The sequence below is a fragment of the Halomonas sp. BM-2019 genome, assembly GCF_017584085.1.
Window position 1 is genome coordinate 4,018,254 of sequence record NZ_CP071922.1, and the last position, 26,782, is coordinate 4,045,035.

At 65.1% G+C, this 26,782-nt stretch carries 28 protein-coding genes and 2 pseudogenes; 6 read left to right on the plus strand and 24 right to left on the minus strand.

All coding sequences use genetic code 11. The annotated features are described in order from the left end of the window. Nucleotides 1–30: 30 nt before the first annotated feature. Both J5F18_RS19885 and J5F18_RS19890 read right to left on the minus strand, forming a co-directional pair. A complete protein-coding gene (locus J5F18_RS19885) occupies nucleotides 31–930 on the minus strand; it encodes a ribose-phosphate diphosphokinase (protein ID WP_346300233.1) in 900 nt (299 codons plus the stop codon). Nucleotide 931: 1 nt separating this feature from the next. Further along, the gene (locus tag J5F18_RS19890; RefSeq protein ID WP_346300234.1) at nucleotides 932–2,518 is read right to left on the minus strand and encodes a thymidine phosphorylase family protein; all 1,587 of its coding nucleotides are present in this window, start codon (nucleotides 2,516–2,518) and stop codon (nucleotides 932–934) included. Between the two features lie 186 nt (nucleotides 2,519–2,704). Here J5F18_RS19890 and J5F18_RS19895 point away from each other — a divergent pair, with 186 nt between their 5' ends. Then, nucleotides 2,705–3,646, plus strand: a complete 942-nt coding sequence (locus J5F18_RS19895) for a 2-dehydropantoate 2-reductase (RefSeq protein ID WP_346300235.1) — start codon at nucleotides 2,705–2,707, stop codon at nucleotides 3,644–3,646. Nucleotides 3,647–3,716: 70 nt separating this feature from the next. After that, nucleotides 3,717–3,848, plus strand: a pseudogene (locus J5F18_RS19900) (YjbQ family protein); the annotation flags it as partial. Between the two features lie 12 nt (nucleotides 3,849–3,860). On the opposite strand, the gene J5F18_RS19905 reads toward J5F18_RS19900, so the two are convergent. Next, a complete protein-coding gene (locus tag J5F18_RS19905; protein WP_346300236.1) occupies nucleotides 3,861–4,229 on the minus strand; it encodes a DUF393 domain-containing protein in 369 nt (122 codons plus the stop codon). Between the two features lie 22 nt (nucleotides 4,230–4,251). After that, nucleotides 4,252–4,731, minus strand: coding sequence for a YbhB/YbcL family Raf kinase inhibitor-like protein (locus tag J5F18_RS19910; RefSeq protein WP_346300237.1), 480 nt, complete (start codon nucleotides 4,729–4,731; stop codon nucleotides 4,252–4,254). 70 nt (nucleotides 4,732–4,801) lie between these two features. On the opposite strand from J5F18_RS19910, the gene J5F18_RS19915 reads away from it, so the two are divergent. Together J5F18_RS19915 and J5F18_RS19920 are read left to right on the plus strand one after the other, a co-directional pair. Further along, complete coding sequence (locus J5F18_RS19915; protein ID WP_346300238.1) at nucleotides 4,802–5,266, plus strand: flavodoxin family protein; 465 nt, start codon at nucleotides 4,802–4,804, stop codon at nucleotides 5,264–5,266. Between the two features lie 184 nt (nucleotides 5,267–5,450). Further along, nucleotides 5,451–5,705 (plus strand): hypothetical protein, encoded by a 255-nt coding sequence (locus tag J5F18_RS19920; RefSeq protein ID WP_346300239.1) that lies wholly within the window; start codon nucleotides 5,451–5,453, stop codon nucleotides 5,703–5,705. Nucleotides 5,706–5,770: 65 nt separating this feature from the next. On the opposite strand, the gene J5F18_RS19925 is transcribed toward J5F18_RS19920, so the two are convergent. Together J5F18_RS19925 and J5F18_RS19930 are read right to left on the minus strand one after the other, a co-directional pair. Beyond that, the gene (locus tag J5F18_RS19925; RefSeq protein WP_346300240.1) at nucleotides 5,771–6,946 is read right to left on the minus strand and encodes an RNA-guided endonuclease TnpB family protein; all 1,176 of its coding nucleotides are present in this window, start codon (nucleotides 6,944–6,946) and stop codon (nucleotides 5,771–5,773) included. Between the two features lie 358 nt (nucleotides 6,947–7,304). Beyond that, nucleotides 7,305–7,733 (minus strand): hypothetical protein, encoded by a 429-nt coding sequence (locus J5F18_RS19930; RefSeq protein WP_346300241.1) that lies wholly within the window; start codon nucleotides 7,731–7,733, stop codon nucleotides 7,305–7,307. Nucleotides 7,734–8,936: 1,203 nt separating this feature from the next. On the opposite strand from J5F18_RS19930, the gene J5F18_RS19935 reads away from it, so the two are divergent. Next, nucleotides 8,937–9,710, plus strand: a complete 774-nt coding sequence (locus tag J5F18_RS19935; RefSeq protein ID WP_346300242.1) for a toll/interleukin-1 receptor domain-containing protein — start codon at nucleotides 8,937–8,939, stop codon at nucleotides 9,708–9,710. A 667-nt stretch (nucleotides 9,711–10,377) separates the two neighbouring features. Beyond that, nucleotides 10,378–10,959 (plus strand): hypothetical protein, encoded by a 582-nt coding sequence (locus J5F18_RS19940; protein ID WP_346300243.1) that lies wholly within the window; start codon nucleotides 10,378–10,380, stop codon nucleotides 10,957–10,959. Between the two features lie 85 nt (nucleotides 10,960–11,044). Here J5F18_RS19940 and J5F18_RS19945 read toward each other — a convergent pair whose 3' ends face one another. From J5F18_RS19945 to cgtA, 18 genes and pseudogenes are all read right to left on the minus strand, one after another. Next, nucleotides 11,045–12,148, minus strand: coding sequence for a pilus assembly PilX N-terminal domain-containing protein (locus J5F18_RS19945; RefSeq protein ID WP_346300244.1), 1,104 nt, complete (start codon nucleotides 12,146–12,148; stop codon nucleotides 11,045–11,047). 39 nt (nucleotides 12,149–12,187) lie between these two features. Then, the gene (locus tag J5F18_RS19950) at nucleotides 12,188–12,883 is read right to left on the minus strand and encodes a prepilin-type N-terminal cleavage/methylation domain-containing protein (RefSeq protein ID WP_346300245.1); all 696 of its coding nucleotides are present in this window, start codon (nucleotides 12,881–12,883) and stop codon (nucleotides 12,188–12,190) included. Between the two features lie 2 nt (nucleotides 12,884–12,885). Beyond that, a complete protein-coding gene (gene pilV / locus J5F18_RS19955) occupies nucleotides 12,886–13,305 on the minus strand; it encodes a type IV pilus modification protein PilV (RefSeq protein WP_346300246.1) in 420 nt (139 codons plus the stop codon). Then, on the minus strand, nucleotides 13,305–13,763 hold the full coding sequence (locus J5F18_RS19960) for a GspH/FimT family pseudopilin (protein WP_346300247.1): 459 nt from the start codon (nucleotides 13,761–13,763) through the stop codon (nucleotides 13,305–13,307). Before J5F18_RS19960 ends, pilV begins: the two co-directional genes overlap by 1 nt. A gap of 16 nt (nucleotides 13,764–13,779) precedes the next feature. Continuing rightward, on the minus strand, nucleotides 13,780–14,253 hold the full coding sequence (locus tag J5F18_RS19965) for a type IV pilin protein (protein WP_346300248.1): 474 nt from the start codon (nucleotides 14,251–14,253) through the stop codon (nucleotides 13,780–13,782). A 256-nt stretch (nucleotides 14,254–14,509) separates the two neighbouring features. Further along, nucleotides 14,510–14,731: pseudogene (gene ispH, locus J5F18_RS19970) on the minus strand (4-hydroxy-3-methylbut-2-enyl diphosphate reductase); the annotation flags it as partial. Continuing rightward, nucleotides 14,728–14,997, minus strand: a complete 270-nt coding sequence (locus tag J5F18_RS19975) for a BrnA antitoxin family protein (RefSeq protein WP_346300249.1) — start codon at nucleotides 14,995–14,997, stop codon at nucleotides 14,728–14,730. The pseudogene ispH (J5F18_RS19970) and the gene J5F18_RS19975, both read right to left, overlap by 4 nt. Then, nucleotides 14,975–15,250, minus strand: a complete 276-nt coding sequence (locus J5F18_RS19980; protein WP_346300250.1) for a BrnT family toxin — start codon at nucleotides 15,248–15,250, stop codon at nucleotides 14,975–14,977. Before J5F18_RS19980 ends, J5F18_RS19975 begins: the two co-directional genes overlap by 23 nt. A gap of 75 nt (nucleotides 15,251–15,325) precedes the next feature. Continuing rightward, the gene (ispH, locus tag J5F18_RS19985) at nucleotides 15,326–16,279 is read right to left on the minus strand and encodes a 4-hydroxy-3-methylbut-2-enyl diphosphate reductase (RefSeq protein ID WP_346302274.1); all 954 of its coding nucleotides are present in this window, start codon (nucleotides 16,277–16,279) and stop codon (nucleotides 15,326–15,328) included. Between the two features lie 183 nt (nucleotides 16,280–16,462). After that, nucleotides 16,463–16,924 carry an FKBP-type peptidyl-prolyl cis-trans isomerase gene (fkpB, locus tag J5F18_RS19990; protein ID WP_346300251.1) on the minus strand — a complete coding sequence of 154 codons (462 nt, stop codon included), beginning with the start codon at nucleotides 16,922–16,924 and terminating at the stop codon, nucleotides 16,463–16,465. A 140-nt stretch (nucleotides 16,925–17,064) separates the two neighbouring features. After that, the gene (gene lspA, locus J5F18_RS19995) at nucleotides 17,065–17,604 is read right to left on the minus strand and encodes a signal peptidase II (protein WP_346300252.1); all 540 of its coding nucleotides are present in this window, start codon (nucleotides 17,602–17,604) and stop codon (nucleotides 17,065–17,067) included. Further along, nucleotides 17,597–20,431 (minus strand): isoleucine--tRNA ligase, encoded by a 2,835-nt coding sequence (gene ileS, locus J5F18_RS20000; RefSeq protein ID WP_346300253.1) that lies wholly within the window; start codon nucleotides 20,429–20,431, stop codon nucleotides 17,597–17,599. Before ileS ends, lspA begins: the two co-directional genes overlap by 8 nt. Before the next feature lie 10 nt (nucleotides 20,432–20,441). Next, nucleotides 20,442–21,536 carry a bifunctional riboflavin kinase/FAD synthetase gene (gene ribF / locus J5F18_RS20005; RefSeq protein WP_346300254.1) on the minus strand — a complete coding sequence of 365 codons (1,095 nt, stop codon included), beginning with the start codon at nucleotides 21,534–21,536 and terminating at the stop codon, nucleotides 20,442–20,444. A gap of 317 nt (nucleotides 21,537–21,853) precedes the next feature. Further along, on the minus strand, nucleotides 21,854–23,377 hold the full coding sequence (gene murJ / locus J5F18_RS20010; protein WP_346302275.1) for a murein biosynthesis integral membrane protein MurJ: 1,524 nt from the start codon (nucleotides 23,375–23,377) through the stop codon (nucleotides 21,854–21,856). Between the two features lie 198 nt (nucleotides 23,378–23,575). Further along, the gene (gene rpsT, locus J5F18_RS20015) at nucleotides 23,576–23,842 is read right to left on the minus strand and encodes a 30S ribosomal protein S20 (RefSeq protein WP_346302276.1); all 267 of its coding nucleotides are present in this window, start codon (nucleotides 23,840–23,842) and stop codon (nucleotides 23,576–23,578) included. Nucleotides 23,843–24,041: 199 nt separating this feature from the next. Further along, the gene (proB, locus tag J5F18_RS20020) at nucleotides 24,042–25,181 is read right to left on the minus strand and encodes a glutamate 5-kinase (protein WP_346300255.1); all 1,140 of its coding nucleotides are present in this window, start codon (nucleotides 25,179–25,181) and stop codon (nucleotides 24,042–24,044) included. 88 nt (nucleotides 25,182–25,269) lie between these two features. After that, nucleotides 25,270–25,494: a DUF433 domain-containing protein gene (locus J5F18_RS20025; RefSeq protein WP_346300256.1), complete on the minus strand. Its 225-nt coding sequence runs from the start codon at nucleotides 25,492–25,494 to the stop codon at nucleotides 25,270–25,272. Between the two features lie 41 nt (nucleotides 25,495–25,535). Beyond that, nucleotides 25,536–26,723: an Obg family GTPase CgtA gene (gene cgtA, locus J5F18_RS20030; protein WP_346300257.1), complete on the minus strand. Its 1,188-nt coding sequence runs from the start codon at nucleotides 26,721–26,723 to the stop codon at nucleotides 25,536–25,538. Between the last annotated feature and the right edge of the window lie 59 nt (nucleotides 26,724–26,782).

A 26,782-nucleotide genomic window follows, 5' to 3' on the forward strand; every position in this document is an offset into this window, starting at 1 on the left:
TTGTGGGTCCGTCCGGCCGGCCGGGCCGCCTCAGCCGGCCAGCACCTCCCGAAGCGCGCCGGCCAGTACCGGCGCCATGGCGATGGCATTGCTGTCGTGGCGGATGCAGTCGGTGCTCCAGATCTCCCCGACCCCGGACGCCCGGATCACCGCCAGGGCATCGCCGGCGAACAGCGCATGGGTCAGCGCCACGTCTACCGAGCTGGCCCCCGCCGCCAGCAGCGCCTCGGCGGCGCGCGCCACGGTGTGGCCGGAACTCGCCACGTCATCCATCAGCACCACCGCCCGCCCCGTCACCGGGGTATCGGGCAGGCTGATCGCCACGTCGCGGTCTCCGCGGCGCACCTTGCGGCAGGTGGCATGGTCGAGCCCGGTGCGCTCGGCGGCCTGGGCTACCCACTGCAGCGCCTCCTCGTCGGGTCCCAGCAGCAGCGCCCCGGGGCGCTTCTCGGCGATCAGCTCGGCGAGCCGCGGCGCACCGGAGAGCGCGAGGGCGTGCGCCAGGGGAATCGCCTGGTCGAGGCGCTCGATACGGTGCAGGTGGGGATCCACGGTGATCACGGCATCGAAGAGCTCGGCCAGGAAGCCACCGATCAGGGTCTGGCTGACGATCTCGCCGGGGTGGAAGGCGATATCCTGGCGCATGTAGGCGAGATACGGCGCCACCAGCACCAGCCGGCGCACACCCTGCCGGCGGGCGTGACGCGCCAGCAGCAGCAGCTCGATCAGCTTGTCGTTGGGGCGATCCAGGCTGCGGTAGAGCACCAGGGTGGCGGGCAAGGCCTCCGCCTCGGCAAAGGGCAGGGTCAGCTTGAGCTCCTCGTCGGGGAAGCAGTGGCGCTCCACCCGACGTGCCGGCAGCCCGCAGGCCTCGGCCAGGCGACGGGCCGGCAGGGCCTCGTCGGCGAAATGCAGCAGGGCAACGTCCATGTCACATCTCCACGTTGAGGCGGGTAAGCCGGTCGCGATCGCCCAGCACGAAGCCGCTGTCGCGCTCGCTGGCCTGGTGGGCCAGCGCCAGCTCGTTGCGGAAGGCGGCATAGACGGTATAGAGCCGCTGCCCGGCCTGCACCGCGTCGCCGAGGCCCACCGCCAGGTCGACGCCCGCGCCGGCGGCCTTCGGGGCACCCGCCAGCCGCGCGATGCGCGCCAGCTTGAGGTTGTCGATCCCGATCACCACCCCGGCCGCGGGTGCCAGGACCTCGAAGCGGTGGGGCGCCAGGGGCGGGCTGTCGAGGTCGAAGGGCCGCGCCCCCTGGGCCGCGATGATCGCCTGCATGCGTTCCAGGGCACGGCCGGAGTCGAGGATGTCCCGGGCGATGCCGAAGCCGTCGCCACCGCGCACGTCGGGGTCGAACTCCAGCATGCGCCCGGCCAGGCGCAGGGACTTCTGGCGCAGGTCCATGGGTGCGTCCGGGTGGTTGGTGAGCACCCGCATCACGTCGCGGGCCTCCAGCACCGGGCCGATCCCGGCACCGATGGGCTGGCTGCCGTCGGTGATCACCACGTCCAGGGTCAGCCCCATGCGCGCGGCCACGAACTCGAAGAGCTTGCGCAGGCGCCGTGCCTCGGGCATAGAGCGCACCTTGGCATGGGGCCCCACGGGAATGTCGAGCAGTAGGTGGGTGGAGCCGGCGGCCAGCTTCTTGGAGAGGATGGAGGCGACCATCTGCCCCGGGGAGTCGATGGAGAGCGGCCGCTCCACCGAGATCAGCACGTCGTCGGCGGGCGAGAGCTGGCTGGTGCCGCCCCAGGCCAGGCAGCCGCGGTGGGTGCGCACGATCTCGGCGAGCGCATCGAAGGGCAGGTCGACGTTGGCCAGCACCTCCATGGTATCAGCGGTACCCGCCGGCGAGGTGATCGCCCGGGACGAGGTCTTGGGGCAGAGCAGGCCGTGGGCGGCGACGATGGGCACCACCAGCATGGAGGTGCGATTGCCGGGGATCCCGCCGATGCAGTGCTTGTCCACCACCGGGTGCTCGTGCCAGTCGAGGCGGCGCCCCACTCGGCACATGGCGTCGCTCAGGTAGTAGATCTCCTCGCGGTCCAGCTCGCCCAGGTCGCAGGCCACCACGAAGGCGGTCAGCTCGATCTTCGAGTAGCGCAGGTCGGCGATGTCCTGGACGATATCCCGGTAGTCCTGCCGGGTCAGGCGCTCGCCGTTGATCTTGCGGTGCAGCGCCGGGATCGAGGCCGGCGGCTCCGCCTGGGAGACGCTCACCGGCTGGCCCTCCCCCACCGCCAGGGAGGCGAAGGCGTCCTCGGAGAGGCCGAGCTGCTGGCAATCGACGATGGCGGGGTCGTCCACCACGTTGAGGCTGGCCAGGATCCAGCGACCGTTGGCGCGCACCTCCACCTTGGAGAGCGCCTGGAAGCCCTCGGCGCGGTAGAGGTCGCAGTCGCGATGCAGGTAGGCCACGTTCTCGCGGTAGGTATCGATCCCCACGCGCTTCAGGGAGAGCGGCGACAGGGCGTCGTCCAGCGGCACGGGAGAGGCTTCGGGGCGGGGTCGCTTCATGGGGGTCTTCCAGGCGGCGTGGCCTGACGGCGCCGGGGCCTCCTGCCACGCGGTGACGGGGTGGCTCCCATCCTAGCAGCCCACCGGAGGAGCGTCATGAGCCGCCTCGCGGCCAAGGTCGCGATGTCGCGGAGGCGTTTCGGGTGTAGGCTGGCGGTCGGTCAAGCCGATAACGGGGAAGCGAGGATGCGACTGGCGATCATGGGCAGCGGCGGCGTGGGCGGCTATTTCGGGGCGCGCCTGGCCGAGGCGGGGCACGACGTGACCTTCATCGCCCGGGGGGAGCACCTGGCGGCCCTGCAGCGCGACGGGCTGCGGGTCAAAAGCCTCGAGGGCGATGTGCACCTGGCCGAGGTCAGGGCCACCGACGATCCGGCCGAGGTGGGCGCCGTGGACGCGGTGCTGGTGGCCGTCAAGGCCTGGCAGGTGGGCGATGCCGCCCGTGCGATTCGCCCGATAATCGGCCCCGACACCTTCGTGGTGCCGCTGGAGAACGGCGTCGAGGCCGCCGACCAGCTGGCCGCCGTGCTCGGCCAGGCCCACGTGCTGGACGGCCTGTGCGGCATCCTCGCCTGGCGGGAGGGGCCCGGCCACATTCGCCACGCCGGGGTCGCCCCCTTCGTGCGCTTCGGCGAGCGGGACAACCGCCGCAGCAAGCGTGCCGAGCGCCTCAAGGCGGCCTTCGACGCGGCCCGAGGCGTCACCGCCGAGATCCCCGATGACATCCAGGCGGCGGTGTGGAGCAAGTTCCTGTTCATCTGCGCCATGAGCGGTATCGGCAGCGTGACCCGCGCGCCCATCGGCGTGACCCGCACCCTGCCCGAGACCCGCGCCCTGATCGAGCAGCTCCTCGCCGAGATCGCGGCAGTGGCCCGCGCCCGCGGGGTGGCGCTGCCCGAGGATGCGGTGGCCCGCGCCCTGGGCTTCATCGACGCCCTGCCCGAGGCGAGCACCGCCTCCATGCAGCGCGACATCATGGCCGGCCTGCCCTCGGAGCTCGAGTCCCAGAACGGCGCCGTGGTGCGCCTGGGCCGCGAGGCCGGCGTGGCCACCCCGGTCAACGCCATGATCCACGCCGCCCTGCTGCCCCAGGAGCGGCGGGCCAGAACCGAGCTGACCCCGGCCTGAGCCATCACCGACCCCCGACACCAGGATACCCAGATGTTCACCAGCAGGAGATCCGACTGCCCGCCCACTGGGCACCCAGCTGAGCCTGGCGGTGCGCGGCGGCCGACCGGCGCTGGGCACCTGGCAGGGCATCTGGCTGGGTGAGCATCGCGACCATGGCGGATCCCGGCGGCTGATCGCCACCCTCAACGGCGAGGCGTGACGGCGGCGGGGCTCAGGGCAGGCGCCCCTCCCGCGCCAGGCGCCGCCTTACCCAGCGAGCATAGCCCCGGCGCAGCAGCGGCTTGATCCCCGGCAGGCCGAACAGCCAGGCCAGGGGCCTGAGGCGCGGCACCCGGCGCATCAGCAGGATATAGGCGTCGATCCCCTCCTTGATGCGCCCGCCCTCCTCCACATGCAGCGAAAGCAGAGCCGCCCGGGGGTCGATGCCCTTCTCGCGCAGCGCCTCCTGATGCTCGGTCACGTCGCACCAGGTCACCTGCCGGCCGGCCTCCCCCGCCCAGCGCTCATAGCGGGCGCGATCGCGGCGGCAGCCGGGACAGATGCCGTCGTAGTAGACCCGAAGCGGCGGCGTCTCGACCATAGGGCGCGGTGGGCGACCGGCGTCAGCCGCGCCGGTAGGTGCCCACCAGCCGATTCATGCCCAGCAGGTGGGGCTCGACCTTGACCAGCAGGTCGTGCAGCTTGAGCCCCTCGGGTAGATCGTCGGTGGGCTTGTCCAGCGCCAGCACCCAGAAGTAGTAGCGGTGCAGGCCGTGTCCCTCCGGTGGCATGGGGCCACCGTAGCCCAGCCTGCCGAAGTCATTCTTGCCACGCCGCCCCACGGAACTGGCTTCCTGAAGGGTGGTGGTGGAGGCCGGGATGTTGTAGAGCACCCAGTGCACGAAGCCGTAGGTCCCGCTCTGCACCAGGGGAGCATCCGGATCGTGGCAGATCACCGCGAACCCCTTGGTGCCTTTCGGGGCATCCTGCCAGGCCAACGGCGGCGAGGTATCCTCCCCCTCCCCGGTATGCCGAGCGGGAATGGCACCCCCGTCCTCGAAGGCAGGGCTGGTGACACGCATGGTCGACAGAGCAAAGGCCATCGGTGATCCTCCTGGTAAATACCGGTACAAGTGCCGATTCAGCGTGGGAAAAACCCGAGGAGCTGTCAACATGCCCAAACGCCTGCTGATCGTGGCGCATGCACCCTCCCCCAACACCCTGGCCCTGCGCGAAGCCGCCGAGCGCGGCGCGCATCACCCCGATATCGAGGGCGTCGAGGTGGTGGTCAAGGCCCCCCTGGAGGCCGGCCCCGAAGACGTTCGCGGCTGCGACGCCCTCCTGCTCGGTACCACCGAGAACCTCGGCTACATGAGTGGCGCCCTGAAGGACTTCTTCGACCGCACCTACTATCCGGTGCTGGAGGAGAAGCAGGGGTTGCCCTGCGCGCTCTATATCCGCGCCGGCCACGACGGCACCGGCACGCGGCGAGCGGTGGAGAGCATCGTCACCGGGCTGCGCTGGCGCTGGGTCCAGGCGCCCCTGATCCTGCGCGGCGAGTGGCGAGCCGACTTCGTCGAGCAGGTGGAGGAGCTGGGCCTCTACCTGGCCGCGGGGCTGGACAACGGCCTGTTCTGAATCGTCGCCAGTCTTCAGCATGAGCCGGCCTGGTACTTTTGCCTTGCGCCGATTTTCATTTTGCAAAAGTTCATCGCGACAACATACTTAGAGCGTAACTTTTTGTTACGTCACGATACGATTATGTCAAGGGACAGCGGTACCGACTGCCGACACAACACAATAACAGGCACGGGGGAGCACCATGATCCACAAGAACGACCTGGCGTCGGCACATCCGGGAATCTCCAGCCTGGATCACGCCATCGGCACATCACCCCTCCACGCCAGCCTGCCGTCAGGGTTTTCCCCTCGCTACATCAACGACGTCAAGGTGGTCGGGGAACAGGGCAAGAGCTCAACCTGGGTGGCCATCGCCCGGCTCGATGGCCGAGGGCAGCTCAGCTGGTTTCGCGTTCCAGCGGATTCACCGCTCTACCGCTGGGCCACGCGTTCGTGAGCTTGTACACCTAGCCAGATTTGCTGTGACTGCTCCCCGCCCTATCGAGCGAGGCTTCCCACTTCTCAGGCAGCCACCGGCGATATGCCGGATTTACGCAAGCCTCCATGGGCAGAGACGGACAGCCCTTCCGCCTGTAGCTTGATAATGCCTTGATGCTTGATGTTCAGCGCCGCGTTGATGTCCCGGTCGTGATGCGCCTGGCAGGCCGGGCACTCCCACGACCGGACACTCAACGGCATGGCATCCACCTTGTGCTGGCAGGCATGGCAGGTCTTGGAGCTGGCAAACCACGGGTCGATCTTGACCAGATGCTTGCCGTGCTCCTTGGCCTTGTAGCCCAGCTTGGTGACCAAGGCGTGCCAGGACGCATCGCCGATGTGCTTGGCGAGGCGGGCGTTTTTCATCATGTTGCGGACCTTCAGCGTCTCGACGATCACTACTTGGTTGTCGTCAACGATCTGCCGAGAGAGTTTGTGCTGGAAGTCGTTGCGAGCATTGGCAACCCGCTCATGGGCTTTGGCCACCAGCAGTCGCGCCTTGGTACGGCGCCGGCTGCCCTTCAGGCAGCGGGAGAGTGCCTGTTGCTTGCGCTTGAGGTTCTCTTGCGCCTTCTTGAGGAAGCGTGGATTGGCCACCTTGCGGCCATTTGAGTCGATTGCAAGGTGGGACAGCCCCATGTCCACTCCAACAACGCGAGAGGCATCAACATCCATGGTCGGCGCTGGAGCCGCCTGGTTGGTATCAAAGAGCAGCGAGGCGTAGTGCTTGCCGGTGACCGTCCTGGCCAGAGTGATGCTTTTCAGCTTGCCCTCGACCTGACGATGCACCTTGGCCTTGATCGGCCCGAGCTTGGGCACCTTGATCCAGTCGTCGCCGGCCTTGACGCCGACGCAGTGATAGCTGGACTGCTTGCCCCGCTTACTCTTGAAGCGCGGATAGCCGGCCTTCTGCTTGGGGTCGAAGAAGCGCTGGAAAGCATGATCGAGGTTGAGGCACGCTTGCTGGAGGGCGATGGAGTCGGCATCTTTCAGCCACCCGTACTTGCGCGATTTCTTGGCTACCGGCAACAGTTTTTTGATGTCGTGTTTGGCGCTCAGCGACTGCCCGTGACGCTTGTAGCGATGCGACATGATGCGAAGGCCGGTGTTGTAGACGAAGCGTACCGAGCCGAACTGGCGGGCCAGAAGCTCTGCCTGCTCGGTTGTGGGGTAGAGGCGAACTTTCGTGGCCTTCAGCATGGATAGTCATCAGAACATGGATGTATGCACAGTGTATTCCGCCGGGCCCAATGCCGCAAACCCAGCAGTGCTATCGCACTGCCCGCTTGTATCCCCGCCCGAGTGGGCGCAGAGCTGAAGATCTGGATAGCGGCTCGGTTCAGGCTGTGCCAGGTGAGGATGTGCTGAGGAAGGCCAGAGAGCAGCTTGAATGAGCTATCACTTTCACCCGGCAGCGGAAGCCGAGTTTCTGGCCATAGCTCATGACCGCCGGCGCCCGCAGTACTGGCTCGGCAGGCGTTAACGAACCGCAGGCAATCGTGGAGCGCTACCGGCTGGTCGTACTGCTCCAGGCGAAGCGGAAAGCGGGGGGCCTCGATTAACTCCTAAGCCCATGATGGTGACCCTTGGCATCTGCATAAGTACGAGTCTGGAGTGGCAGCAAAGCCTTGCGCAATGGGCCGGTGGCATCATTCAGGCCCCATCGTTTGCTGGGAGAGTACCGCCCCTGAACCGGCGTGTCGTCGTTTCCTAGCAGCTCCCGGTGGAAGTGCCGGGTGAGCTGCTGTAGATATCGAGCAGTATCGCGACGGCACACCGGATACTGGCTGAGCAGCTCCAGCGCACAAAGCGCCCGCAGGAACTCCTCTCGTGACATCACGCTACGCAGCCGCTCCAGCTCCGCCTGCGTTGGGCGATAGCCGCGATACCAGACGGCTTCAGCCAACTGCTTCACGTCATCGACCGCGCCCTCAAGAGGCCGCGAGCCGACCCGGTACAGCCGTTTTCGTGTGAAAGAGACCATCATGACTGGCCCTCGCTGCGGTGATAGTCGTCAAGTGGGCAATGTGGGTCTGTCCCTCATTGACCGCCGGGGTGCTCTACCCCGTTACCGGGATGCTGCTCTCGCCGATGATCGCCGGTGCGGCCATATCGCTCTCCTCCATCAGGGTGGTAAGCAACGCCAACCGCCTGCGCCTGTTCAAGCCCCGCAACGAAAAAGGCCCTGCGGGTAGTCAGACGCCTACGGGGCAGGGCCGGAAGGAGGTGATGTCATGAGCTGGATCGTCAACCTGGCGGGGATCGCGCTGATCGTGTGGTGGTTCTGGGTGGCGAAGGCCTAATCAGGCCGCCGCTGGTATCTCGGGCCATTAGGGGCTTTCTCATTGGCCCGATGCTTCGGCGTGGAGCTTGAAGCCCAAGGCATTCATGACTTTCATGACGGTTGCAAAACTTGGGTTTCCATCTGCTGACAGCGCCTTGTAAACCGTGGTGATCCACAAGGCTCGCCAGATCGTGCTTGATTTCGGGCAGGACATCGGGCGCATGACGGTGTTGAATACCCTGCGGAGCCGACGGCGTTACCCGCGAGGATCGCCATGCTGATCATCTGCCGGAGACCACCAACAGACGAGAAGCGAGGGGCGACCAACAGTCGCCGGGGGGGGGGCCGTGTCGGGCGGGTGGGAATCCGGGAGAGAACGAGCCGCCTGGGCCAATCAGCACGGGCATTTTCGGTAATATCGGACCCGCGTATCCCACGACATACAGATTGAGTGATCAATAAATGCTCGCTGGCGATGACAGGGAGAGTGTCAGTGCCGGCTTCACGGATTCAGGCTATAGTTACAGGGCGTTTCGTTGAAACGCCCAGGAGCTTCCGATGCACGAAACTGACCCGGACTGCCTGGTGGCGGGACTTTCCCAAGACCCTACTGGAGTTTGAACGCCTCTTCCCGGACAAAGCCGCGTGCTGAAGCCGCGTGCCGCGCCTATTTGATTGAACTGCGCCGGGGCGGTATCCCACGGCGCCCCGTTGCCAGGGGGAACGCTTGTCGGCGATTAGCCGTCATCGGTTGCACTGCTTGGACTGCCAGCATCAAACCACGGTGACGGCGGGGACACCCTTGGACAAGACGGCGTTGTGTAGCATCCAAAGATGGGTGTCCTGGAATGTATCTCTAAACAATGCCGAGGTGCGGCGTGACCATCGGCGTGGGGAGCGAACGAAATGGCTCAGGTCTTTATCTCGTATGCTCATGAGGATCGATACGCTGTGGCACGGATCGCCCAAGAACTGGGAAAAGCTGGTCATATTATTCAATTCGACTATGCCTTCCTGAGACCAGGAGATTCCCTAACTACCAAGATTCGAGATGAGATAGACCGAGCGGATTTCGTATGTGTCATCCTCTCTTCGTCGTCCGTAGCGAGTAGTTGGGTTAGACAGGAGGCCGCGGAAGTATTGTGCCGTGAACTGAAGATGAGGCGGTCACAGCTTCTTCTCTGCGTTATCGAGGCGTGCGAACCACCCCCGATCCTCAATCGACTCAAGCGATTTGAGCGTGTCTACCTCGACTTCTCAAAGGACTTCGAGACAGCCCTAAACTCGCTGAAAGACAGGATCCATCAAGGCGAGAGGCCTGTTTTCGAGCGGGAACAGTATCTCCGCCTTGATATTCCAGCGGCTGGCTTGGATCTCTACCTGACCGGAGACCCATGGAACTGGAATCGACACGACGATCTTAGATACTTCGAGATGGTGGATGGATATTTACTCTTCGGGTTCAGACTCGAGCCCAGGACATACTTCAAGCATTTCGCCCTCTGCAACGAGGCAGACGCTTCGCAGGTACAAGGAGCGCTCCAAAACGCAGGGATGTTGGTAAGCGGTATAGGAGACCAAGACCCGAGCACGAGGAAGAGAAGGGTGTGGTTTACGTTGCCAGACTATCCTGTTGAGGGGCCTAGGCCCTTCGAGACTAATCGGTGGCCTTCCAACTAAGCAGGATTCTCTAATGTGGCCCACGCTGGGCGAGTCGGTCACGGTTGATCTCCCGGATACGCCGAGGAGAGCGGCCAGTTGCCCTTCGACGTGGTGCCCCTCAGGGCCCTACCCTACCGGTTCGGAGCCGAAGGCACGCCTGCGAGCCTTGGGCCGTTTGCGCCCCCCTGGCCGAGCGGCTGCGCGAGGCCCGCCACGCGGCGCCGGATAGCCCGGTGTTCCAACTGGTGAAGGGCTTATCCTTGTCGCCTGATACGCCCTGACCAACGCCGCCGGGGTGCTCTACCCCGTCACCGGGATGCGGCTCTCGCCGATGATCGCCGGTGCGGCCATGTCGCTCTCCTCCATCACGGTGGTGAGCAACGCCAACCGCCTGCGCCTGTTCACGCCCCGCAACGATAAAGGCCCTGCGGGTAGTCAGACGCCTACGGGGCAGGGTCGGAAGGAGGTGATGTCATGAGCTGGATCGTCAACCTGGCGGGGATCGGGCTGATCGTGTGGTGGTTCCGGGTGGCGAAGGCCTAATCAGGCTGCGCTGGTATCTCGGGCCAATGAGGGGCTTTCTCATTGGCCTGAGCCGCGTTCGTATCGAGACCTCAGCCCTGTGGTGCTAAGCTAAACTCTCACGGCGCAGGAGGCGCCGCCTCTTGCGAAAAGGACTTTTCCCATGCTTGGCAGACTGTTACGCAAACCGCCAATACGAGCCTGGGCGATCAAGCAGATCGACGATGCTACCCTGCACCTGTGCGGGCAGGGCACCCTGGCGTCCGGTCAGAAGCGGAAGTCGATGCTGGCAGCGTTGCACGCTGGCCGGTTCGAGGGGGGTGTGCGCATGGGGGACACCGGCATCGTGATCAACAGCCGCCGGCTGGCCGCCGTGGTCCCGCTGGAAGCGCTCCAGCTCCACGACGACGGCAATAGCGCGGAGTGGCAAGGGCGCCGCTGGGCGGTCTCCCACGTGCCTCAGCGGGCCTGGCAGTTCGACTGCCGCCTGGTAGCCGAACCCAACCCCGCGGGGGGCTCTCCCGCGCTGATCAGCCACGAGGACGTGTCACATATTCGTCGTCATGTGTGTGAGGATATGGCGCCACCAGGGGAGGTGGAGTTTCGGCCGGTGAATGAACTCGAAGATCCCGAGAAGGACCTGCGAGCCTCCCTCGAGGAGGCTCAGCGCTGGGAGAAGAACGCCAGACGAGGCTGGCGCAAGGACGGCACCTGGGGGCCGCTGGATGAAGAAAATAAGGAGTGATTTCCAAGGCAATGAGCGAGCTTGAAGGAGCATTATATGGTCAATAGCATGGCCCTACCCACAATCACACAACATTAACACAACATCATTGCCAAGTATTTATTCTCAATGGCGATGACTCTCCACCAGCATTCTCCGGATCACCAAAGAAGCTTTCTAAAGAATAACCGTAAGGACTAAGCGCATTTTTAACAATATTCTCATCATACCACACGCTCCCTTGCCACCCACCACCATTTAAGCGAAGCTTTATCGTTGGACCCAGCTCCCAATGCTCTATGCTTTTCTCACTATCTTTATAGTCTTCCAAATTCTTCACATCCAAAACCACTAATGCGCCGCCTAGGCTAGGATTACCGTTAAAAGTAACACTACCATTAAGCACGATATGCAAACCTTGGGCTGTAGAAGCACCACTGAGAGTCATACCGTTTTCATGAAAAACCAACCCTGATGACTTATCTTCAGCGATATATTTTTCGTAAATATCTTTTATTGCATCAATAAAAGCTTTATCTAACTGCCCACTTGATTCAAGCGTTCCTGCTTCCAGACCAGTCTTGTCATTATCTATTCCATCTAAAATATTGTTTTTTGAAAGATAGCCGTCACCACCATCAAAGAGAGACATCGCGGGCACGTAACCATCTTCACCAAACTTCTTGTTGCCATTTATTCTACTAGGCTGAGAATTCGGCCATTGAATATCAGCATCTTCATCGAGCCCGGTGGGAAGATGAACTGCAGAAGGCCCGACATATCTTGGACCATCAGGTTCTAGAAACACAACAACAGGCTCACTTACCGCCACATCACCATCATCAACAGCGCCCATCGCCACCAAATATTTATCGCCATCATTATCAACATAAAGATAGTAGCAACTAATCGGAGACTGACAGCCACCAGGTTGACCATCATCTTTCAGATCCTGCCATGTCAAACTTTCCAAGTCGGAATAAGCCAACTCAGACAACATCACCCAGTCATCATCAACAATCTCATCAATATTCCCCCAAGCCGTTGAGGCGGCTTCCTCAGCCCCCATCTGAGCCTGAGACTGCGCTCTATAATTCCCCGCCAGCCGCTCATCGATCTGCGAAGACTGCATGCTCGATAGGCCCACCATCAGCGAGATAGTCAGCAGCGAAAGAACGACTATCAGCGCTGCACCTTTTTGATTTTTCATTTGCCACCTCTAAAAGCAGCCGATTTTACATGCAACTTATTAACACCCATCAGGTTTTCCACCTCGCCCCCAAGGTGGGCCATTGCATACGGGTTCATCTGGCTCTGGTTCTCCCGGCTCTCCCGGCGGTTCTCCCGGCGGTTCTCCCGGCGGTTCTCCCGGTTCTCCCGGTTCTCCAGAGCCGCCAACGGCGGCTGTTCTATTTACAGCATGAAAAACAAATGGGTCAGGGCTGCCATTGCCATCAGTCGCCATCAGCTCCAAGGTGATTACCCAGACTCCGTCACTAGCGCCGTTTGCATCAAATCCGGAATCTGTTAGTGCTAAAACAACTTGCTGAAAATCACTGTTGACGACAGAGGCTTCGCACCTCTGCCCCATCATAAGCGCCCAGCCTTCTCGGTCGCTTGCTGACGAATCACTTAACTTGTATTTTTTTTCTACTTCTTTACCAGGGTCGCAATCAGTGGAGATATCGCCTCGATTAAGCACTGTCAACGAGAGCTCCTTATCATCCCCATCCCAGTCAATAGACCCATCCACTGCTCGCCTAATATCTCTAAGCAGCGTCTCAACGGCGAAATTGACCGCCGCCTGCTTTTCACTTAATACTTCCACTTGGCGATTGGTTTGAAACACCGTAAGAAAAAGCTGGCCTGCGCCCAAGATGATGACCAGGCCAATCACCATGGCTACCATCAACTCGACAAGAGAGAATCCAACGTTTCTCTTCATAATTATTCTCCCGGCAGCCTAACCATGTACGAAAAATTCTCAAAATCACCGCCGAATCTACGATCTTCCCATCTAACATTAATCGAAAACTCACAGCCACTAGCAGGAGAAATAGAAGATTGAGTAAAACCTGGAAGAAACTCACTCCAGCCAGACCCGATCCAGCCTGACAATACACTACTAACCTCGCCAGAGTTTAGGCATTCTAAAGCATCTTTGGCAGCCAGCTCAGCCCAAAGTCTCTCTTGCGCATCCTGCGCCGCCAGGGAGGCAATGGAGCGCTGGTAGGCCGCATGGGCACCCTGCAGCGCGTTGAGCTGCATGGCGGCCACGCCCAGCAATCCGATGGAGAGCACCAGCAGGGCAACCAGCGCTTCGATAAGGGTGAACCCCTTCTGTCTCACTGAGTGATAATTCACCATCACTCTTCCACCTCTTCAGAATCCTTCTCCGGGGCCCTACCAACACGCCCCATCAAGGTAACCTGAGCTCTACGCTCCTCAATTCCAGAAAATGAGGATGACATAACAAAGATGCAGTCAGCAGGCCCACAGGACTCTCGACGTCCTAGCGCATTGAATGTAACACTTCCTTCAGTTAGGCTGGTTCTAGCGTCTCGACCACCCCTGACTCGCAAATCTTCGTCATCCACCGACACCACATACCGCCATGCACCATTGTTGTTTGATGCCACAAACTCAACAGGCACCCGCCGCTTTACTGCTTCGCTTCTGGCAAAATTAAGGCCCGACAACACTTCATTATAATCAGCAGCAACACGATTAACGGCCATCATACGCTGAAAGCCCGGCACTGCCACCGTAGCCAGAATAACGGCCACCGCCAAGGTAACCAGCAGTTCAATCAGGGTGAACCCCAATAGCCTTTCCCGGGGTTTACCAACAGTCATCTCTCTGCCCCGTTGCACCGCGCTCTCCGCGATGGTTGAGTGTCAGATCACCACAATCTGAATCTCTACTTTTCTGTGGCTCCCGGGCTTCAGCCACAATCCTGTAAGCAAAAGCAGCGATAAATCCAGCAGAGGGCTCAGAGCCTGTTCCGTCCCAGCCATCAGGCTCTTCAACGAAATAAAAACCATTTTCTGAATCACGGGGAAATGCATTGCAATCTTCGTAGCTGTTATTGACTGTATAGCAACGCTCCAGCTGTGCAGCGACCTCCATCAGGATAACCTTGGCCTCCGCACGCCGCGACTCGGTGACATACCGCGTATAACTCGGATACGCAATCGACGCTAAAATCCCGACAATGGCTACCGCAATCATCAGTTCGATGAGCGTAAAGCCGGCGCTGCGCCGGGTGCTGCCTGCGGGGCCCAGGGGCCTGCGTCGGGTGCTTGATGGGGTCACGCCGCGCGCCTCCATGGTTTCGTTACGTTAGGTTGCAGTATGTATCAAGAGGGGAATTTGCGGTAGGGTGCCGCGGCAAAAAAGCGCGGGCGGTAAGCGAAAGCTTACCCCGGAGCCCATGGGTGGCGGGCAAGCCGGCCTGAAGAGGGAGGGCTGGCGCCTGCCGGCGCCTCACCGCTGCGCGGTTTCGCCCGGGGAGCCCGGGCTCCCACAGGGGGGGCCGGCCTCCCGCGGCAGGCTGATGGAGGGGGTGCGGCTACTCGCTGGCGATCACCCGCTCGCGCAGCTCCCGGGGCATGGAGAAGGTGATGGTCTCGGCGCGGCCGTCGAGCTCCTCGGGGGCCTCGGCCCCCAGCGCCTGCAGGCGCTCGATCACGCCCCGCACCAGCACCTCGGGGGCGCTGGCGCCGGCGGTCACACCCACGACGCCGACGCCCGCCAGCCAGGCCGGGTCGATCTGCTCCGCGTTGTCGATCACCCTTGGCCATGTTCTCTGATGTACTGCTTCAGAGCTTGGTCAATGCGGCGCTGCCAGCCTTCACCCTCTGCCTTGAAGTGCTCAATCACTTCCGGGGATAATCGAATCGACGTCTTTACCTTCGTCGGCGAGCGCTGCTTGCCACGCTGGCCGATGGTGCGCTGCAGATTCGCGGGCAGGACCTCCGACATCGGGCGCATACGCTTCACATCGGCGTCGGTGAGCTCGCGAACCTCTCCGTCCTTATCCGTGAGTCGCATTTTCATAGCGACGTACCTCCCGTGAGTTGGCCTTCCTCAGGCTGATGACTCGAATCCCGTCCTCGATTGGCGTAAAGCACACAACATGGACACGCTGGCCAATCTTCCCCAAGGCGATAAACCGGCGCTCTGGGTACTCGAAACGGTTGTCTTCCGAAAAGACCGCACCCTCCCACTCAAAGTGCTCCACCGCAGTGAAGGGTAGACCGCGATCCTGTTCGTTCCGAGCACTCTTGCTGGGATCAAAGTCGATGATCATGGATTTTATTGTATGGACAAAAAGAAGCGAAGGAAAGTTCTATTGCCCGGCAGGGCCGGGCTCCCATGATCATCACTACTCGCTGGCGATCACCCGCTCGCGCAGCTCCCGGGGCATGGAGAAGGTGATGGTCTCGGCGCGGCCGTCGAGCTCCTCCGGGGCTTCGGCGCCCAGCGCCTGCAGGCGCTCGATCACGCCCCGCACCAGCACCTCGGGGGCGCTGGCGCCGGCGGTCACGCCCACGACGCCGACGCCCACCAGCCAGGCCGGGTCGATCTGCTCGGCGCTGTCGACCAGGTGGGCCGGGGTGCCGATGCGCTCGGAGAGCTCCCGCAGGCGGTTGGAGTTGGAGCTGTTGGGGCTGCCCACCACCAGCACCAGGTCCGCGCCGGCGGCCAGCTCGCGCACCGCGTCCTGGCGGTTCTGGGTGGCGTAGCAGATGTCGTCCTTGCGCGGCCCCTCGATCTCCGGGAACTTGGCGCGCAGGGCGTCGATCACCTTGGCGGTGTCGTCCATGGAAAGCGTCGTCTGGGTGACGAAGGCGAGCCGGGTCGGGTCCTTCACCTCGAGCCTATCGACATCCGTCTCGTCTTCCACCAGGTAGATGGCGCCGCCGTGGGAGGCGTCGTAGCGCCCCATGGTGCCCTCCACCTCGGGGTGCCCCGCGTGGCCGATCAGGATGCACTCCTGGCCGCGCTTGGCGTAACGCAGCACCTCCAGGTGGACCTTGGTGACCAGCGGGCAGGTGGCGTCGAACACCTTGAGGCCGCGGTGCTGGGCCTCCTCCTGCACGGCGCGGGAGACGCCGTGGGCGGAGAAGATCACGATGACGTCGTCGGGCACCTCGTGGAGCTCCTCGACGAAGATGGCGCCGCGGTTGCGCAGGGTGTCCACCACGAAGCGGTTGTGGACCACCTCGTGGCGCACGTAGATGGGCGGCCCGAAGACGTCCAGCGCGCGGTTGACGATCTCGATGGCGCGATCGACGCCGGCGCAGAAGCCGCGGGGATTGGCCAGTTTGATCTGCATGGCGTTAGCTTGCATGGTTCTCTGCCTTGATGCGTCAGGGCATCTGCCTGTTGATTCGTTGGGCGCTGTCGCCGGGATGTCCGCGGCGGTTGATCGCCGATAAATCGGGCTCCTACGGGTGCCCTCAGGTCGCCTTAGTTGATCGCCGATAAATCGGGCTCCTACGGGTGCCCTCGGGTCGCCTTAGTGGGTCGTGGCGGGCTTCACGTCCAGCACGTCCACCTCGAAGGTCAGGGTACGCCCGGCCAGCGGATGGTTGAAGTCAACGTCGATCATGTCGCCGTCGATGGCGCTGATCACGCCGGGCAGCTCGCCGCCGGAGGGGTCGGCGAAGGACATCACCGTGCCCACTTCCAGGGGCTCGTCGCCGAAGTCCTCGCGCTTGAGGCGCTGGACGTTCTGCGGGTTGTGCTGGCCGAAGGCGTGCTCCGGGGTGATCTGGAAGCTGCCGCTTTCGCCGGCACTCATGCCCTTCATGGGGTGCTCGAAGCCGGGCGGCAGGTTGCCGTCGCCCACCTGGAAGGTGGCCGGGGCCTTGTCGCGGGTGGAGTCCACCACGGTGCCGTCCTCGAGCTTGAGGGTGAAGTGCAGGGTCACTTCCATGCCCTCGTCGATGCGGTAGTGCGGGCTGTTCTGGTCGGTCATGGGATCTAGGGCTCGGTAAAGATGATTAAGTTCGGTGGCCTCACTGAGGCCGGGCGACACCGCCGGGCGCCTATCGGCGCCATTCGCCCGGCAGAGCCGATCTCCCACAAAGGCCCCGGGGCTCCTACAGGGCCCGGGGATCAGCTGCGCTGGCGGGCGCGGCGGCGCTTCTCGCCGAACAGCGATTCCCAGATCAGGCCGATGGCCCCCAGGGTGATGCCGATGTCCGCCACGTTGAAGGCCGGGTAGTACCAGCCGGCGACGTGGAAGGAGAGGAAATCCACCACATAGCCGTGTACCAGGCGGTCGTAAAGGTTGCCCAGGGCCCCGCCGATGATCGCTGCCAGCGAGCACGCCAGCAGCGTCTCGTCGCGCTTGAGCCGGGTCAGCCAGATGGTCAGGCCGACGCTGGCCCCCACCGCGATGGTGGCGAAGAACCAGCGCTGCCAGCCGGGATGGTCGGCCAGGAAGCTGAAGGCCGCGCCATAGTTGTGCAGCAGCGTCAGGTTGAAGAACGGCAGCACCTCCACCGGGCGGGCGTACTCCAGCCAGGCGCTGGCGGCGTACTTGGTGGCGAGGTCCAGCACGATGATCGCCACGGAGAGCCACAGCCAGCGCAGCGGCCGCTGCATGGGCGGCAACGCCGTGCCGCCCTGGTGTGAGGGACGCGGATCAGGCATGCAGACGGGTCTCGCCGGGGCCTTCGGGCAGGTTGCTCACGCAGCGCCCGCACAGGTCGTCATGGCCCGCGTGGTGGCCCACGTCCGCGCGGTGGTGCCAGCAGCGCTCGCACTTGCTGTGCGGGCTGGCGGCCACGGCCACCTTCAGGCCGGCCAGCTCGGTGGCCTCGGCTTGCTCACCGTCGGCGAGCGGCTTGAGGGTCACCTCGCTGGTGAGCATCACGAAGCGCAGCTCGTCGCCCAGCTTGGCCAGCGTCGCCTCGAGGGCGTCGTCCACGTAGAGGGTGACCTCGGCGGCCAGGCTGCCCTTGATGGTCTTGGCGTTGCGGGCGTCCTCCAGGCACTTGTTCACCGCCTGCTTCACCTCGAGCACCTGCTCCCAGAAGTCGCGGCCCATGGCGGCGTCCTCGGGCAGGGTGGAAAGGCCGTCGTAGTACTCCTCGAGCAGCACGCTGTCGCCGCGCTCGCCGGGGATGTTCTCGAAGATCTCCTCGGCGGTGAAGCTGAGGATCGGCGCGATCCAGCGGGAGAGCGCCTCCACCACCTGGTAGAGGGCGGTTTGGGCGCTGCGCCGCGCCAGGGAGTCGCGCTGGGTGGTGTACTGGCGGTCCTTGATCACGTCCAGGTAGAAGCCGCCCAGCTCCCGGGCGCAGAAGCCGTGCACCTGCTGGTAGACGTCCAGGAAGCGGTAGTCGGCATAGGCCGTCTCGATGCGCGCCTGCAGCTGGGCGGCGCGGTCCACCACCCACTGGTCCAGGGCCAGCATGTCAGCGAAGGCCACGGCGTCGCGGCCCGGCTCGAAGCCGTTGAGGTTGGCGAGCAGGAAGCGCGCGGTGTTGCGGATGCGCCGGTAGACGTCGGCGGTGCGCTTGAGGATCTCGTCGGAGACCGCCATCTCGCCGCCGTAGTCGGTGGAGGCGACCCACAGGCGCAGGATGTCGGCGCCGAGCTTGTCCATCACCTCCTGGGGCGCCACCACGTTGCCCACCGACTTGGACATCTTGCGGCCGTGGGCGTCCACGGTGAAGCCGTGGGTGAGCAGCCCGCGGTAGGGCGGGTGGCCGTCGATGGCGCAGCCGGTGAGCAGCGAGGAGTGGAACCAGCCGCGGTGCTGGTCGGAGCCCTCCAGGTAGAGGTCGGCGCGGGGGCCGGCCTCATGGCCGTGGGGGTGGGAGCCGCGCAGCACGTGGCGATGGGTGGTGCCTGAGTCGAACCAGACGTCCAGGGTGTCGGTGACCTTATCAAAGTCGGCGGCCTCCTCGCCCAGCAGCTGCGCCGGGTCGAGGCGGAACCAGGCGTCGATGCCCTCGGCCTCCACGCGCTGGGCCACTTCCTCCATCAGCGCCACGGTGCGCGGGTGCAGCTCGCCGCTGGCCTTGTGCAGGAAGAAGGGAATCGGCACGCCCCAGTTGCGCTGGCGGGAGATGCACCAGTCCGGGCGGTTGGCGATCATGCTGTGCAGGCGCGCCTGGCCCCAGCCCGGTGTGAAGCGGGTGGCCTCGATGCCGGCCAGGGCCCGCTCGCGCAGGGTCTTGCCATCCTTGCCCTGGATGTCCATGCCCACGAACCACTGGGCGGTGGCGCGATAGATCACCGGGCTCTTGTGGCGCCAGCAGTGCATGTAGCTGTGGATGATCGGCTTGTGGGCCATCAGCGCGCCGACTTCACGCAGCTTGTCGACGATATGCGGGTTGGCCTTCCAGATCAGCTGGCCGCCGAAGAACGGCAGGTCGTCGGCGTAGACGCCGTCGCCCTGCACCGGGCTCTTGATCTCCTCGAACGCCATGCCGTGGGCGCGGCAGGTGACGAAGTCATCCACGCCGTAGGCCGGCGCGGAGTGGACGATGCCGGTGCTGCCCACCTCGGCCTCCACGTAGTCGGCGAGATAGACCGGCGAGAGGCGGTCGTAGAAGGGGTGGCGAAACTCGATCAGGTCGAGGCGCTCGCCGGTGGCGGTGGCGATGATCTCGCCCTCCAGCCCGAAGCGCTCCAGGCACGACTCCACCAGCTCCTCGGCCAGCACCAGCAGGCGCTCGCCGGTGTCCACCAGGGCGTAGGTGAACTCGGGGTGAACGTTGAGCGCCTGGTTGGCGGGGATGGTCCAGGGGGTGGTGGTCCAGATCACCGCCGAGGCGGGCTTGGCCAGCTCGGTCAGGCCGAAGGCCGCGGCCAGCCTGGCCGCATCGGCGACCGGGAAGGCCACGTCGATGGCGTCGGACTTCTTGTCCTGGTACTCCACCTCCGCCTCGGCCAGGGCGGAGCCGCAGTCGAAACACCAGTTGACGGGCTTCAGGCCCTTGAAGACGTAGCCCGCCTCGACCATCTCGGCCAGGGCGCGGATCTCGCCGGCCTCGTTGGCGAAGTCCATGGTGCGGTAGGGCTTGCCCCAGTCGCCGATCACCCCCAGCCGCACGAAGTCCTGCATCTGGCCGCGGAGCTGCTCGCCAGCGTACTCGCGGCACAGCTCACGGGCCCGCTCGGGCTCGAGGTGCTTGCCGTGGGTGGTCTCCACCTTGTGCTCGATGGGCAGGCCGTGGCAGTCCCAGCCCGGCACGTAGGGGGCGTCGAAGCCAGCCAGGTTCTTCGACTTGACGATGATGTCCTTGAGGATCTTGTTGACGGCGTGACCGATATGGATGCTGCCGTTGGCGTAGGGAGGGCCGTCGTGCAGCACGAACTGCTCCCGGCCGCGGCGCTCCTCGCGCAGGCGGTGGTAGAGGTCCAGCCGCTCCCACTGCGCCAGGCGCTCGGGCTCGCGCTTGGGCAGCATGCCGCGCATGGGGAAGTCGGTTTCTGGCAGGTTCAGAGTGTGCTTGTAGTCGCTCATATCCTGGGGGTCAGCCGTCGTCGTGGTCGGCGGGCGCGCCCGCCGAGGAATAGGAAGTCACGGCCTCGCGCGCCAGCGGCGCCGATGCCAGAGGAAGAGAATCGTCGTTACCGAAGGCCTCGGGGCGCCCGGCGGCACCGGCGTCGGGGTGCTGAGAAGCGTCGGCACCGGCGTCGGGGTGCTGGGAAAAATAGTCGCGGGCGCGGCGCTGGTCGGCGCCGATCTGGCGCTTCAGGGCATCGAAGTGCTCGAACTTCACCTCGCCGCGTAGCTTGGCGCAGGGAAACACCTTGAGGCGCTCGCCGTAGAGGTCGCCGTCGAACTCGAAGAGGTGCACCTCGAGCACCGGCCGGCTGCTGCCCAGGGTGGGGCGCCAGCCGATATTGGCCACCCCGGGCAGGCGGCGGCCGTCGGGCAGCTCGCTGACCACCGCATAGACGCCGTGCAGCGCCAGGGAGCGCACCGGCTGGGGCAGGTTGGCGGTGGGCACGCCGATGGTGCGGCCGAGCCTCTGGTCGGCTACCACGCGCCCCCCCAGCCGGTAGGGGCGCCCCAGCAGCCGGGCCGCCGCGGCGAAGTTGCCGCTGGCCAGCAGGGTGCGGATGCGGGTGCTGGAGACGCGGTCGTCGTCGATGGTGAAGGTGCGGGTGTGCTCGACGCCGAAGCCGCGCCGCTCGCCCACCTCGGTGAGCAGGTGGAAGTCGCCGCGGCGGTCGCAGCCGAAGCGGAAGTCGTCGCCCACCACCAGGTGGCGCACGCCCAGGCCCTCGACCAGCACGCGCTCGATGAAGGCCTCGGCGGTGAGGCTGCGCAGGGCGTCGTTGAAGGGCAGGCAGAGCACCCGCTCCACCCCCGCCTCGCCCAGCAGGCGCACTTTGTCGCGCAGCAGGGTGAGGCGCGGCGGCGCCTGGTCGCCGGCGAAGAACTCCCGCGGCTGGGGCTCGAAGACCACCACGGTGACCGGCAGCTGCAGCTTGGCGGCCTGCTCGCGGCACTGGTCGAGGATCGCCTGGTGGCCGCGGTGAACGCCATCGAAGTTGCCGATGGTGGTCACGCAGCCGCGGTGCTCGTCGCGCAGGTTGTGCAGTCCTCGGATCACTTGCATGGCGTTGCTCGAGCCCCGCTGCCTGGAGGTGGTGGCGAAAGAGTGGTCGTAAAATAAGCGATTATACCGGACAGCCGGCCCCTTGACAGCCGGGCCGGCTTGGTCTTCGGGCAATCCAGCGCGATTCGTTGCAGGGCACCCTGTGGGAGCTGGGCTATGCCCGGCGAATGGAGACCGAAGGGCTCCTGGCGGCATGCGCCAACGCTAGCAACACCGCCGGGGCGCCTGCGGCGCCATTCGCCCGGCAGAGCCGGCCTCCCACAAAGTCCAGTCAGCCCTCCATTCGCCCGGCGGAGCCTGGCTCCCACAAAGTCAGGTCATCCCTTCATTCGGAAGTGGCGCAGGCGCACCCCGGTGGCGGCGAGCCAGGCGAAGTAGACCCCGGCCCCGGCCACCACCAGCAGCGCCAGCCACTGCACGCGGGTCCAGACGTCCCAGCCCAGCCAGGCCTGCCAGTCGGGGGCGAGCCAGGCGAGCCCCAGGCCCATCACCGCGCAGCCGCCCAGCAGCTGCACCGCGTAGCGCCCCCAGCCGGGCTGGAACACCAGCACCCGCTCCTTGTGGAGCAGCCAGCCCAGCAGGCCGGCATTGAGGAAGGCCGAGAGCGCCGTGGCCAGCGCCAGGCCGGCGTGGGCCAGGGGCCAGATCAGGATCAGGTTGAGCACCATGTTGGCGACCATGGCGATGATGCCGATCTTCACCGGGGTCCTGGTGTTCTGGCGGGCGAAGAAGCCCGGCGCCAGCACCTTGATCAGCATGAAGGCCACGAGGCCAAAGGCGTAGGCCCGCAGGCTCATCGCCGCCATGGCGATGTCGTGCTCGGTCATGGCGCCGTAGTGGAAGAGCGAGATCAGCAGCGGCTCGGCGAGGATCGCCAGCGCCAGAGCCGCCGGCAGCCCCAGCAGCAGCACGGCGCGGATCGCCCAGTCGAGCATGGCGCTGAAGTGCTGGCCGGACTGCTCGGCGTGGCGCTTGGAGAGTGCCGGCAGGATCACCGTGCCGATGGCGATGCCGAAGACCCCCAGCGGCAGCTCCACCAGGCGGTCGGAATAGTAGAGCCAGGAGACGCTGCCCGGCGCCAGCAGCGAGGCGAGCACGGTGTCGAGCAGCAGGTTGATCTGGGAGACCGAGACGCCGAACAGCGCCGGTGCCATCAGCACCATGATCTGCTTCACCCCGGGGTGCACGAAGCTCGGCCAGGGCCTGGGCATCAGCCCCAGGCGCACCAGGAAGGGCACCTGGAAGGCGAGCTGGGCGACGCCGGCGATCAGCACTCCCCAGGCCAGCGCCATGGCCGGCTCGCTCATCAGCGGGGTGAGCAGCAGCGCCGCGCCGATCAGCGAGAGGTTGAGCAGCACCGGGGTGAAGGCCGGGATGGCGAAGCGGTTCCAGGTGTTGAGCACGCTGCCGGCAAAGGCCGTCAGCGAGATCAGCAGCAGGTAGGGGAAGGTGAGCCGCAGCATGTCGGCGGTGAGCGCCAGTTTGGCCGGGTCACGGCCGAAGCCGGGGGCGAAGACCCACACCAGCCAGGGGGCGGCGACCATGAAGAGCGCGGTAAGCAGCGCCAGCACCACGGTGAGGCTGCCCGAGACCGCATCGAGCAGCTCGCGCACCTCGCGCTTGCTGCCGCGGGTGGCGTACTCCGAGAGCACCGGCACGAAGGCCTGGTTGAAGGCCCCCTCGGCGAACAGCCGGCGCATGAAGTTGGGGATCTTGAAGGCGACGAAGAAGGCGTCCGCGCCGCTGCCGGCGCCGAACAGCGTAGCCACCACCACGTCGCGCACCAGCCCCATCACCCGAGAGAGCATGGTCATCACGCTGACCACCAGGCCCGAGCGCATCAGCCCGCCGGCCTTGGGGGCCACCACCTTGTCCTGCTCGACCACCGGCGCCGGTGGCGCCTGCTCGCGATCCGTCACGTCTGGGTCCTCGACTGGCGTCCGGAGAGAAAGGCAGCCACAAAAAAACCGGCCGCGGCCGGTCTTTCTGCTGGAGGCCCGCCCGGAAGGGGCGAGTCACTCCGTCGGCATCCGGTCTGCTCAGGCAGCCAGCGCCTTGATGCGCTTGTTCAGGCGGCTCTTCAGGCGCGCGGCCTTCTTCTTGGAGAGCACGTCCTTGTCGGCGATGCGGTCGATGACCGGCTGCGCGCGCTTGAACTCGGCCATGGCGTTGGCGTGGTCGCCGCCGTTGATGGCCTTGATGACGCGCTTGATGTAGGTGCGGACCATGCTGCGCTGGCTGGCCTTCAGGACACGACGGCCTTCGGCCTGACGGGCGCGCTTGCGAGCTTGCTTGCTGTTTGCCACTGAACTGTCTCCTTGGAGATTCTTCGCCGCCCGCGAGGTGACGGCATCGATAACGTATTGATCCGGCGGGAAGACCTGGGTCTTTCCGCCGGCTTGGCCATCTGGCCGACCGCTGTGGAGGCAGCGATCGCTCACGGGCCGTGTCTGAGAGGATGGCGCATCCTATCACAGCCCGCGCCGTGCTTGCTATAGCGGCCCCCTACAACACCACCAGGTTGTCGCGATGGATCAGCTCCGGGGCCTCCACGAAGCCGAGGATCGCCTCGATCTGGTGGCTCGGCTTGCCGAGGATACGCGCGGCGTCGTCGGCGCCGTAGTTGACCAGCCCCTTGGCCACGCGGTGCCCCGCCTCGTCGACGCAGAGCACCATGTCGCCGCGGCGGAACTGCCCCGCCACCGCCTTGACCCCCACCGCCAGCAGACTGGAGCCGCTGCCGCGCAGCACCTTCACCGCGCCGGGATCCAGGGTCAGGGTGCCGCGCACCTGCAGCTGCCCGGCCAGCCAGCGCTTGCGCGCCGCCATGGGCGCCTGGTCGGGGCGCAGCAAGGTACCCAGGCGCTCGCCGGCCATCAGCCGGTTGAGCACCTCGGGCTGGCGCCCGCTGGCGATGACGGTAAAGGCGCCGGAGCGCGCCGCCAGATGGGCCGCGCGAAGCTTGGTGGTCATGCCGCCGCGCCCCAGCGCCCCGCCGCCACCGGCCACCGCCGCCAGCGCCGGGTCGTCGGCGCGCCCCTCGCTGATCAGCCTGGCCCGGGGGTTGTGGCGCGGATCGGCGTCGAACAGCCCCTCCTGGTCGGTGAGGATCACCAGGGCATCGGCCTCCAGCAGGTTGGCCACCAGGGCCCCCAGGGTATCGTTGTCGCCGAAGCGGATCTCGTCGGTGACCACGGTGTCGTTCTCGTTGATCACCGGCACCACCCGCAGGTCGACCAGGGTGCGCAGCGCCGAGCGGGCGTTGAGGTAGCGCTTGCGGTTGGAGAGGTCGTCGTGGGTCAGCAACACCTGGGCGGTCAGCAGGCCGTGGCGGGCGAAGTGGCCCTCGTAGCACTCGGTGAGGCCGTTCTGGCCCACGGCGGCGGCGGCCTGCAGCTCGTGCACCGCCGAGGGGCGCGCCTGCCAGCCGAGGCGCACCATGCCCGCCGCCACCGCACCGGAGGAGACCAGCACCACCTCCACCCCGCGCTTGTGCAGCACGGCGATCTGGTCGACCCAGCCGCCGATCGCCGCCTCGTCGAGGCCGCGACCGTCGTTGGTCAGCAGCGCACTGCCGATCTTCACCACCACCCGCCGGGCGCCCACCAGCGCCTCGCGGCCGGGATTCTCAACCCCTTCCGTCATGTTGTTTCCTGAAATTAGGCCTCGACACCCAGGGTTTCGGTAATCCAGGGCGCCAGATGAGGCGAGAGCTGAGCGTCGACCCAGAGGATCATGCGGCCAGAACGGGATGATCCAGACGTCGGGCGGCAAACTGCAGCGCCGCCTTGATGTCCTCGAGCTCCAGGTCCGGCATCTCTTCGAGCACCTCCTGAGCGCTGAGACCCTGAGCCATCAGATCCAGAACATCGACCACACGGATTCGCATCCCGCGGATGCAGGGCCTGCCCCCGCACTGCGCGGGATCAACCGTTATGCGATCCAACAGCGTATTCATCCCGCCCCTCCTGTCCGATCCGCCGCCGTCAGTCTACTTCATCATGGCGCATATTCGACCTCGACGTCGTAATCGTCGTCATCGAAGTCGTCGTCATCCTCATCACGCTTCTTGCGCCTGCGGCCCAGCCGCGCTTCGGTGCGGGCGACGGCCTCCTCCTCCATGCGCACGCGCATCTCGCGGGCGCGCTCGGCGGCCTCCTCATCCTCGTTCTCGAGCTGACGCTGCTCGGTGAGCCAGCGGTGGGCGGCCTGTACCAGGGCGTCGGTACCGTCCCCGGAGATCGCCGAGATACGAAACACCGGCCCCTCCCAGTTCAGGCGGCGCACGATCTCCTCGGCCTTCGCCTCGCGCTCCTCGGCGGGGAGCAGGTCGAGCTTGTTGAGCACCAGCCATCGCGGCAGCTCGGCGAGGGCCGGGGAGAACTCGCCCAGCTCGTGGATGATCGCCTCGGCGGCCGCCACCGGGTCGGACTCGTCGAAGGGCGCCACGTCCACCACGTGGAAGAGCAGCCGGGTACGGGTCAGGTGCTTGAGGAAGCGCAGCCCCAGGCCGGCCCCATCCGAGGCGCCCTCGATCAGCCCCGGCACGTCGGCCATCACGAAGTGCTCGTGCAGGCCGAGCTTCACCACGCCGAGGTTGGGCACCAGGGTGGTGAAGGGGTAGTTGGCCACCTTGGGCTTGGCGGCGGAGACGGCGCGGATCAGCGTCGACTTGCCGGCATTGGGCATGCCCAGCAGCCCCACATCGGCCATCACCTTCATCTCCAGGCGCAGGCTGCGCCGCTCGCCCTCGGTGCCCGGCGTGGTCCGCCTCGGCGCCCGGTTGGTGGAGGACTTGAAGTGGATATTGCCGAGCCCCCGACGGCCGCCCTGGGCCACCAGCACCACCTGCCCCGCCTCGGTGACATCGGCGATCACCTCGAGGGTCTCCTCGTCGATCACCGTGGTGCCCACCGGCACCTTGATGTGCAGGTCCTCGCCGGCCTTGCCGCTCATCTGGCGGCCCATGCCGGGCTGGCCGTTCTGGGCCTTGTGGAAGCGCTGGTACTTGAAATCGATCAGGGTGTTGAGGGCGTCGTCACCGATCAGGTAGACGCTGCCGCCGTGACCGCCATCGCCGCCGTCGGGGCCGCCCTTGGGCACGTACTTCTCGCGACGGAAGCTGAGGCAGCCGTTGCCCCCCTTGCCGGCCTCCACGATGATCGAGGCTTCATCGACGAACTGCATCTGTCACTCTCCTGACGGCGCCTGCCATCCCATCCGCCATTGTATAAGAACAAGAAGGC